This window comes from Hyalangium sp., assembly GCF_035629615.1.
Lineage (GTDB): Bacteria > Myxococcota > Myxococcia > Myxococcales > Myxococcaceae > Hyalangium.
On the sequence record NZ_DASPHO010000426.1, the window covers coordinates 1 to 8568 of the forward strand.

Consider the following 8568-nt stretch of genomic DNA (forward strand, 5'->3'; position numbering starts at 1 on the left):
GGGCCGCTCTCCACGGTGCGCAGGAAGTCGGTCAGCTTGCGCAGATCCACATCAATGAAGGTCAGGTCCATGGTGCTCTCCAGGATGTTCCCATCCCCGATGCCCACCTCACCCTTGGGCGTCATGGTGGGTGCGTCGAGCCCCGCGGCGGTGGCCTTGTCGGAGATGTACGTGAGCAGGCGTACATCGCTGTTGGTGAGCTGCTGCTCGATGGAGGTCCGCGCCGCGGTGGCCTGGTTGTAGCTGGCCGCCAGCTGCTGCACCTCCTGCAGCTTCGCCAGTTTGTCCAGCGTGCGCCGCCGGTAGGTGTTGGCGCTGTTGGCGAAGGACATCACCGTGATGAAGAGGATGAAGAGCAGCAAGGCCGAGCCAGCCACCACCACCAGCTGCCGCTCGCGGCCGCTGAGCTGCTCGAAGCGCAGCCGCAGATCATTGAAGAGTTGCCGAATGGGGTTCATGGCCTAGGTCTCCGCTCCGGACTGCTCGGGGCACTGCACCTGGATGTCCAGGCGGAAGGTCACCTTCTGCCCATCCCGTGTCTTCTCCACCTTGCCCGGGCTCACCTCCCGGAAGCAGCGGTGGCCCTTGAGCGCCGTGCTCAGGATGTCGATCTCCTTGGAGCTGTCCGTCTCTCCCTGGAGGATGATGCGCTCCATGTCGATCTGGATGCGATCGAGCTTCACCGGCACCTCTGTGGGGATCCGCTGCGTCACCTCCGCCAGGAGGTTTACCGCGGTCATCTTCGGCAGGGCGGAGGCCGGGCTCTCCACGCCGCGCAGCAGGTTGATCGCCCGGTCATAGTTCGTCTCGCACCTGCCGAGGATGCGCTCGGTGGTCTTGCACAGCACCGCGTCCACCTTGGCCTCGTTGCGCGCGAGCACCGAGTTGCGCACCACGCCGCCGGCGATGAACAGCAGCAGGAGCGTGGCGGCGAAGGAGGCCAGCAGCCCGACCTTGTCCTTCACGTAGTCGAAGTCACCCTTGAAGCCGAACTCGCCGCGGCGCAGATTGAAGCGCGGGGCCTTGGCGCCCGAGGCCTGTCCGCGCAGCGCCAGCGCGTAGGCCTGGGCCGCCGTGGGATGAGCCTCCGGGGGCACCGCCGAGCTCGCCTCCGTCGGCAGCGCCAACACCTTCACCTGGAGGTGCAGATCCCGCTCGAGCTGCTCGGCGATCCCCTTCAGCCGCGCCGTGCCGCCGCACAGCACCACGGCGCCCACCTGGCGCCGCGAGCGCGAGGTGAAGGCCTTGAAGGTGGGACGCAGCTCGCGCAGCACCGGCTGCAGGCCCCGCACGAAGGCCGTGGCGGCGCGCTCGGCATCCGGGCCCAGGGCGGTGGCCGCGCTGGCCAGCGCCCCATACGTCTCCTTCCACTGGTGCGCCTCGGCCAGCGGCGTCTGGAACTCGGCGGCCAGCGCCCGGCTCAGCTCCCTGCCACCGCCCGAGAAGGTGCGCGAGAACTCCACGCCCACGCCCGGCCGGCCAATGGCCACCGTGGTGCGCTCGTGGCCAATGTCCACCACGGCCACGGCCTCCGCCTCAGCCATGCCGTCGAAGAGGGCGGGCGTCTGGAGGAAGAGGTTCTGGTAGGTGAAGCCCGGGTGGGTGATGACGCGCGGATCCAGCTTCAGCCCGGTGAGCAGCTGCATCAGCCAGGTCAGCTCCTCCTTGCGCACCACGCCCACCAGCACGTCGCTGCTCGTCTTCGCCTTCTGTCCCACGACCTGGTAGTCGAAGAGGACCTCGCTCAGATCGAAGGGCAGCTGGCTCTCCACCTCGAAGGGCAGGGCCGCCTCGAGCCGTTTCGGATCGGTGAAGGGCAGGGTGAAGGCGTGCGTCATCAGCGCCTGCCCAGGCAGGGCGACGATGACCTGATCCGCCTGCATCGGGTGCTGGGTGAGCAGCTCCTGGACGGCGGCGCGCAGCGTCTCCGTGCGCTCGCCCTCGGCGCGGCGCACCTCGGCGTAGGCCTTGGTGGTGTAGCCGCGGAGGTTCGACTCGAACAGGATGCCTTTGACGGAGTAACTACCGAGATCGAGGCCAAGAATGCGGGCCATCTTTATTCCTCTCTCCAATACAGGAGCTTGCCCAGCGAATCGTCCAGCTTGACCACTGCGGTGAGCGTCTTCTGCACGCTGCCCGCCTCTCCCACGGACTTGATGGTGAACGTCTGGCTCTTGTCGCCCACGAGCCGGTTGTTGGCCGCGTTGGCCTTGATGGCCGGGTTGACGGGGATGCCCGCGGACTCCACCACGCTGACGAAGTCCGCCACGGACATCCCGAAGAAGCTGAACATGCGCGCGGAGCGGATACGGGTGATGAGCTCGTTGATGAAGATGGGATCCTGCAGCCGGGGATCCGGGTGCGCCGGGTCCGCCACGGAGAGGATGGCCATGTACATCATCATCGGATCATCCGTGTTCACGTTGGGCCGCGAGTTCACGTCCGGGTACACCGTGAGCCGGTCCCGGAAGGCCGCCATGAACAGATCCGTCACCCCGTGCACCCGGTACAGCTCGTCCAGGCTGTCGAAGCGCGCGTTCTTCGCCTCGTAGCGCGGGTCGAACCGATCGTAGTTGCTGTCCTCGGGCGAGAAGCCCGCGGCGAACGGGTTGACGGGATCCGCCAGGTTGATGGCGGACTGCACCTCGTCCTCGTCCACCCAGTCCTTGAGCGCGAGCACCACATCCTGCGGCGTGACGCGGACGCGGTTGGCGTCGTCCCGGTTGAAGAGGAACTCGAAGCGCTTGTCGCCGAACAGATCCATCAGGCGCGCCGCGGTGGGCAGCGCATCCGTGGCCAGCGCCGACAGCCGGTGCACGTTGAGCTTCTCCTCCTCGTCGCTGATGTTCGCCAGGAAGCAGCCCTCGAAGCCCCCGAAGGAGCGCTTCAGGGGCTGATCGCCCATGGCCAGCTCGCCCTCGCCCTCCTCCATGCTGAACTTCCCGTCCTGGGGCTCGGGCTCGTCGTCCTTGCCGCCCTCGCCCTCTTCGCCCGTGTCGCTGTTCACCATGCCCTTGAGCATGTGGCAGTCCACGCGCGCCAGCTTCCAGAGCTGGATGTTGAGCGTCTGCGCCGGCTGCTGTGCGCCCGCACCCGCACCTCCGGCGCCGGCCCCACCCGTCAGCTGCTGCAGGAGGCCGCCCAGGTTCGGCAGGGGCGTCTGATCCACCTGCTTCTGGAAGCGCAGCAGCAGGCGCCCCAGGGACATGCCGGAGCGCGCCATGTAGTAGGCCCGCACCTCGTCGCGCTGGTTGGCCGCCAGCTGCAGGTCCACCCGTGTGTTGTAGGCGAACTCGGTCGCCACCACGGTGAGCAGGGTGATGGAGATGACGGCGATGATCAGGGCCACGCCGCGCTGGCGGCGATCACGCCGGCCGGGCGAGGGTGGGCGGGTGGAGCGGCGCCGGGCTGTCTGGGAGAAGAACCTGGGCATCAGAACCTCGGCAGCTCCGTGTTCAGCATGATTCGCGCCTGGGTGGTGTAGCGCGTCTCCTTGCCGTTCTCGTTCAGCGCCACCAGGGTGATGCGCACCCGCGTGGGCAGGAAGGACTTCTTCTCATTGCGGCGCGTGTCCCACTCGTCTTCCCACTGCTTGCGCTCGGAGTCCCAGTAGTCGAACTCCAGCTTCTTCACGCCCTCGAAGAGCACGTCCGTGGTGCCGCCCCGGTCCATCCGCTCGCCGATGTTCGGGTTCACCCGCCGCTTGAGATCCTGCCGGCTCCGGGCGCCCTTCTCCGTGGAGGTCTCCACGAAGTACTCCACCACCGCCTGATCGGACTCCTTCGAGTCCGTGTAGAGCCGCTGGTGCGCGAACGTGGTGAAGAGCAGGCGATCCCGCTCGCCAGCGAAGTTGGTGGGGCGATCGTTGGCGTCCCGGTAGCGCTTGGGATCGTACCGGTCGCTGACGTAGGCCGAGCCGATCTCCCGCGCCATGCGGTTGAGCGCCACGCGCACCATGCGGTAGTGCTCCGCCTCGCCCTCCACCACCTCCTTGGCGCGGAAGCCCGTCTGGAAGGCCATGGCCACCACCGTGCCCATGAGGGCGGTGATCGACACGGCGATCATCACTTCCATCAGCGTGAAGCCCCGAAGCGAACGTCTCATTGGAGGCTCTTTCCGCGCGGGTTGAAGCCGCTGTTCTGGCCACCCGGGTTGTTCAAATTGTTCAGATGCTGAGTGCGGTTGATGAGCGGCTGCCGCGTCGTCGGGTGGAGCATCTGGCCGTTGGGGCCGGGGACGGGATTGGGGACGATCTGACCCGTGGCCGGATCCACCCACTGGTTGGACGTCTCGGGAGGCTGCTGGCCCGTGGCGGCCGCGTTGGCTGCCGCGGCGCCTCCGTTGCGATCCGAGCCAGGCCCCAGGGACACCACGTGCGTCACCACGTCCATGCTCTCCACCACCTTGCCTTCCCGCCAGGTGACGGTGAGGTGGACCTCGCGGACCGCGTTGGTGAGCTGGTCGATCATCTGGTTGAACATGGGCTGCGCCATGCCCGCGGCCATGCCGGCCATGCCGCCGCCAGCGGGCACCGGGCCGCCGCTGCTCCCGTCCTTGCCATCCGCGCCACCGCCGAAGAGCGCGGCGATGCCGCCCATGTCTCCGTCCGCCCCGCCCATGGGCAGGTTGAAGATGGCGCCGATCAGCTGGTCGGGAGACACACCGTCCGTCTTGGGCGCGATGATCTTCGCGCGCCACTTGAACTGGGGCCAGCCCTCGTCGGAGAAGTCGCCGGACTCCTCGTCGTCATCGGCGGAGAAGCCATCGTCGTAGAGCTGCTGCTCCAGGTCCGTCATCTTCGAGCGGGCCAGGAAGGCGGCCACCGTGAGGCGCTTGGTGTAGACGTGGTTGGCCACCGCGCCGGAGTTGAGGTCGAAGATCGCCATCAGCGCCAGCGCCAGGATGGCGAGCGCGATCACGGTCTCGAGCAGGGTGAAGCCTCGCGGGTTCCGGGTGCTCATGTGCGAGGGACCTCCAGCTCTTCAGCGACGATGTTCACCTTGCCGGTGAGCGGCGAGATGGCGAGCGTCCACACGTTGTCGCCCTGGCGCACGTACACCTGGGCCTTCTCCGTGTAGCCCTGGGGGAAGAAGTAGAGGTAGGCCACCCCTGACTCCACCGCCGTCTTCTGCTGGCGCGTCCACACGGAGAGGCTGACGCCGTCGGCCAGCTCACGAGGGGCCACCTCCTCGCCCGTGTACTCGGAGAAGCGCGCCGCCTGCTCCACGCGGCTCTGCTCCTGCTCGATCAGATCCTGGAGGTTGGGCGCTCCGCCGCTGCCGCTCTGGCTGAAGTTGCGCCGCTCGTTCTTTCCCAGCCGCTTCTCGTCGTCCCGCGCCTTGTTCTCGTCCTTGAGGGCGGCCTCGCGATCCCGCGAGGTGGTGACGCCCGACTCGGCGCACTCGGCGCGGTAGCGCACCGGCTCCTCGCTCTTGGCGGGAGGCAGCTCGAAGACCAGCCGGCACGTCTTCCCCGTGAGCGCGGCCGTGTCGTAGAGCGAGCGGATGACGCCCGCCAGCTCGGTGGCGCTCACCTTGGCCTTGGCGCCGGTGAGGGCGCCAACCCCCATGACCACCGCGGCGAAGAGCACCGCGGCGATCCCCAGCGCGATGGAGATCTCGATCAAGGTCAGGCCGCGCTCGGCCCGCCGCGAGCGTGCGGGGAAGGGAGCTCTCATCGCCGCCTCTTCAGGAGGCCGCCGCTGTTGATGTCCGCGTCCTCGCCCTCGCCGCCGGGCACGCCGTCCGCGCCGAAGGAGACGATGCCGGTGCGCTCGTTGTTGAACTGGTACACGTACGGCCGGCCCCAGGGATCCGAGGGGACCGCCTCCAGCACGCGCGCCTGGAGCAGCGGGGTGAAGCCCTCCTCCTCGGTGGGGAAGCGCCCCATGGTGCGGTGGTAGATCTTGAACAGGCCCTCCATGCGGCGGATCTGCTCGAGCGCCATGCGCTGCCGCGGACCCAGGCTCCAGTCCGTCGTCACATACGCCAGCCCGAAGGCCAGCGCCGTGGCGCTGACGACGACGACGGCGACCGCGATCCTCCCCGTGCGGGCGGGGTGCGCCGTCAGCTGCGGGTTCTGGAGGGGAGCGGTGTTCGTCATGGGCAGGTTCTCGAGCCTCGCGCGTCCGGGCGGCTACTTCTTCCCGCCGGCCGTGCCGCTGTCCTTGGAGGAGACGTCCGCGTCGCTGCCTTCACCGCCCGCGGTGCCGTCCGCGCCGTAGGAGACGATGACGGGCTTGCCGCTCTCGTTGAGGTAGACGTACTCGTTGCCCCACGGATCGACCGGCATCTTCTCCAGGTTCTGCGTGTCCACCAGCGCCTTCAGGCCCGTGCCCGTGTCCGGGTACTTGCCCTGCTTGGTGTAGTAGAGCTTCAGCGCGTTGTTGATGCTGCCAATGTCCAGCCGCGCGGTGTCCCGCTTCGCCTCCTCGAGCTTGGGGATGACGGCCACACCCACGGCCGCGGCGATCAGCCCGAGGATGGTGATCACCACCATGATCTCGATCAGAGTCATTCCTCGGCTGCGGCGGCGCTGCTGCTTCCTCGTCTTCAGGTCCATCTTCTTCCTCGAGTGACTTTCTGGCAGGGCGTGCGGCCCCGCCGGGTTGTTTATGTCAGGGCACGCCCTGGGTGGCCGCCGCGGCTGGCTCCTGCGCCTCGGAGTCCGAAGCGTAGAGCACCACCCCCACGGCCAGCAGGGTCGCCGCCAGGGCGACCATGGCGGCCAGGGTGACGCGTTGGATCCACAGGTCGAGCGTGTCGTTCATTCCCATCTCTCCGTCACCGGATGGCCGAGTTCACCTGCAGGATCGGCATCAGGATCGAGAAGGCTACGAATGCAATCACCGCGCCCATGAACACGATGAGGATGGGCTCGAGCAGCGAGGTGAGGGCGCCGATGCGCACGTTCACCTGCGTCTCGTAGCTGTCCGCCACCGACGTCAGCATGTCCTCCAGCTGGCCCGAGCGCTCACCAATGGCCACCATGTGGTACACGAGCGGCGGGAACTCGCCCGAGCGCTTGAGCGGGTTGGCGATGCTCTCGCCCTCGCGGATGGAGTCGCGGGCCTTCTCCACCACGTCCGCGAGGATTGAGTTGGTGATGATGGCCTTGACGATGTCCATGGCGGCCAGCAGGGGCACGCCGCTCTTGAGCAGCGTGGCCAGCGTGCGCGCGAAGCGGGAGATGGCCAGCAGCCGCACCAGGCTGCCGAACACGGGCGCCCGGAGCACGAAGCGATCCCACTTGGGCTTGCCCGCGGGGCTGCGGTAGTAGCGCGTCGCCAGGATGAGCGCCGCGGCCATGGACGGGAAGATGATGAACCACCAGTTCTGCAGGAAGTTGCTCGTCCAGATGAGGATCTGCGTGGGCAGCGGCAGGGTGGCCTTCATGGTGTCGAAGATCTTCGTCACCTTGGGGACCACGACGACCATGAGCAGCACGAGGATGCCGCCGCCCACCAGCACCATGATGGCGGGGTAGAGCATGGTGCCGATGATCTTCTGCCGCAGCCGGGACTGGCTCTCGGTGAAGTCCGCCAGCCGCAGCAGCACCGTGTCCAGCGCGCCCGAGGCCTCTCCCGCGCGCACCATGTTCACGTAGAGCGAGCCGAAGATCTTCAGGTGCTGCCCCAGCGCGTCCGCCAGCGAGGAGCCCTCGTTCACCCGCTGCTTCACATCCGAGAGCACGCGCTTGAGGCGCTCCTTCTCCACCTGATCCACCAGGGCGGTGAGGGACTCCACCAGGGTGACGCCCGCGCCCAGCAGTGTGGCCAGCTGGCGCGTGGTGATGGCGACGTCATCCGTGTTGATGCGGCCGCCCGCCAGCCTGCGCAGGTTGATGTCGCGCGCGGCCACATCGGCGCCCGCGCCCCTGCGCACCGCGGCGCGGCTGCCCTCCGCCTGGCCCAGCACGTCCGTGAGGAAGATGCCGTCCTTGCGGAGCTGGGCGCGCAGCGTCTTGGGCGAGTCCGCCTCGAGCAGACCCTTCACGGTCTTGCCCGCGGTGTTGAGACCTCTGTACTCGAAGACAGGCATGGTGGCTCACCCCCAGCCCCTCGGGTGAGGGGCGGTGGCTAGATGTCCTCCTGGGTGATGCTGAGGACCTCTGCGATGGTTGTCTCGCCGAGGGCGATTTTACGAGCGCCGTCCTCCAGCAAGGTGAGCATCCCCTTGCCGGTGGCGGACTTCTTGATCGTGGACGCATCCACGTTCTTCAGCACGAGCTGGCGGATGTCGTCGTCCACGAGCAGCAGCTCGTAGATGCCCGTGCGGCCGCGGTAGCCGGTGCGGTTGCAGTTGGGGCAGCCCGTGGCCTTGTAGATCTTCTCCACCCCGTAGCGCTGCTTGAGGCTGGCGCGGGAGTGGGTCAGCTCCTTGAGCTCGTCGTCCGTGGGCGTGTACTGCACGCGGCAGTCCGGGCACACGCGGCGCACCAGGCGCTGGGCCAGGATGGCCGTGAGCGAGGAGGCCACGAGGAAGGGCTCCACGCCCATGTCCACCAGACGGGTGACGGCGCCGGCCGCGTCGTTGGTGTGCACCGTGGAGAACACCAGGTGGCCGGTGA

At 67.9% G+C, this 8568-nt stretch carries 11 protein-coding genes; all 11 read right to left on the reverse strand.

The window, feature by feature from the left end:
- The coding region (gspM, locus tag VD972_RS21675; protein WP_324989945.1) for a type II secretion system protein GspM at positions 1-458 on the reverse strand (458 nt) is incomplete at its 3' end.
- A gap of 3 nt (positions 459-461) precedes the next feature.
- Positions 462-2054 carry a pilus assembly protein PilM gene (pilM, locus tag VD972_RS21680; RefSeq protein WP_324989947.1) on the reverse strand — a complete coding sequence of 531 codons (1593 nt, stop codon included), beginning with the start codon at positions 2052-2054 and terminating at the stop codon, positions 462-464.
- A gap of 2 nt (positions 2055-2056) precedes the next feature.
- Positions 2057-3433 carry a type II secretion system minor pseudopilin GspK gene (locus VD972_RS21685; protein ID WP_324989949.1) on the reverse strand — a complete coding sequence of 459 codons (1377 nt, stop codon included), beginning with the start codon at positions 3431-3433 and terminating at the stop codon, positions 2057-2059.
- Positions 3433-4104, reverse strand: coding sequence for a type II secretion system protein GspJ (locus tag VD972_RS21690; protein WP_324989951.1), 672 nt, complete (start codon positions 4102-4104; stop codon positions 3433-3435). The genes VD972_RS21685 and VD972_RS21690 overlap by 1 nt, the downstream gene beginning before the upstream one ends.
- Positions 4101-4961 carry a prepilin-type N-terminal cleavage/methylation domain-containing protein gene (locus VD972_RS21695; RefSeq protein ID WP_324989952.1) on the reverse strand — a complete coding sequence of 287 codons (861 nt, stop codon included), beginning with the start codon at positions 4959-4961 and terminating at the stop codon, positions 4101-4103. Before VD972_RS21695 ends, VD972_RS21690 begins: the two co-directional genes overlap by 4 nt.
- On the reverse strand, positions 4958-5677 hold the full coding sequence (locus tag VD972_RS21700) for a prepilin-type N-terminal cleavage/methylation domain-containing protein (RefSeq protein ID WP_324989954.1): 720 nt from the start codon (positions 5675-5677) through the stop codon (positions 4958-4960). The genes VD972_RS21695 and VD972_RS21700 overlap by 4 nt, the downstream gene beginning before the upstream one ends.
- Entirely contained in the window at positions 5674-6102 is a 429-nt protein-coding gene (locus VD972_RS21705) for a type II secretion system protein GspG (protein ID WP_324989956.1), read from the reverse strand. Before VD972_RS21705 ends, VD972_RS21700 begins: the two co-directional genes overlap by 4 nt.
- Positions 6103-6135: 33 nt before the next feature.
- The gene (gspG, locus tag VD972_RS21710) at positions 6136-6561 is read right to left on the reverse strand and encodes a type II secretion system major pseudopilin GspG (RefSeq protein WP_324989958.1); all 426 of its coding nucleotides are present in this window, start codon (positions 6559-6561) and stop codon (positions 6136-6138) included.
- Positions 6562-6616: 55 nt separating this feature from the next.
- The gene (locus VD972_RS21715) at positions 6617-6769 is read right to left on the reverse strand and encodes a hypothetical protein (protein WP_324989959.1); all 153 of its coding nucleotides are present in this window, start codon (positions 6767-6769) and stop codon (positions 6617-6619) included.
- A 13-nt stretch (positions 6770-6782) separates the two neighbouring features.
- Positions 6783-8039 (reverse strand): type II secretion system inner membrane protein GspF, encoded by a 1257-nt coding sequence (gspF, locus tag VD972_RS21720; RefSeq protein WP_324989961.1) that lies wholly within the window; start codon positions 8037-8039, stop codon positions 6783-6785.
- Positions 8040-8077: 38 nt separating this feature from the next.
- Positions 8078-8568: GspE/PulE family protein (locus VD972_RS21725; RefSeq protein WP_324989962.1), on the reverse strand; the 491-nt coding region annotated here is incomplete at its 5' end.

What these genes read in the sequence shown, in the direction of transcription:
- pilM (WP_324989947.1), bottom strand. Translation starts at nt 2,054, where the DNA reads ATGGCCCGCATTCTTGGCCTCGATCTCGGTAGTTACTCCGTCAAAGGC.
- VD972_RS21685 (WP_324989949.1), bottom strand. Translation starts at nt 3,433, where the DNA reads ATGCCCAGGTTCTTCTCCCAGACAGCCCGGCGCCGCTCCACCCGCCCA.
- VD972_RS21690 (WP_324989951.1), bottom strand. Translation starts at nt 4,104, where the DNA reads ATGAGACGTTCGCTTCGGGGCTTCACGCTGATGGAAGTGATGATCGCC.
- VD972_RS21695 (WP_324989952.1), bottom strand. Translation starts at nt 4,961, where the DNA reads ATGAGCACCCGGAACCCGCGAGGCTTCACCCTGCTCGAGACCGTGATC.
- VD972_RS21700 (WP_324989954.1), bottom strand. Translation starts at nt 5,677, where the DNA reads ATGAGAGCTCCCTTCCCCGCACGCTCGCGGCGGGCCGAGCGCGGCCTG.
- VD972_RS21705 (WP_324989956.1), bottom strand. Translation starts at nt 6,102, where the DNA reads ATGACGAACACCGCTCCCCTCCAGAACCCGCAGCTGACGGCGCACCCC.
- gspG (WP_324989958.1), bottom strand. Translation starts at nt 6,561, where the DNA reads ATGGACCTGAAGACGAGGAAGCAGCAGCGCCGCCGCAGCCGAGGAATG.
- VD972_RS21715 (WP_324989959.1), bottom strand. Translation starts at nt 6,769, where the DNA reads ATGAACGACACGCTCGACCTGTGGATCCAACGCGTCACCCTGGCCGCC.
- gspF (WP_324989961.1), bottom strand. Translation starts at nt 8,039, where the DNA reads ATGCCTGTCTTCGAGTACAGAGGTCTCAACACCGCGGGCAAGACCGTG.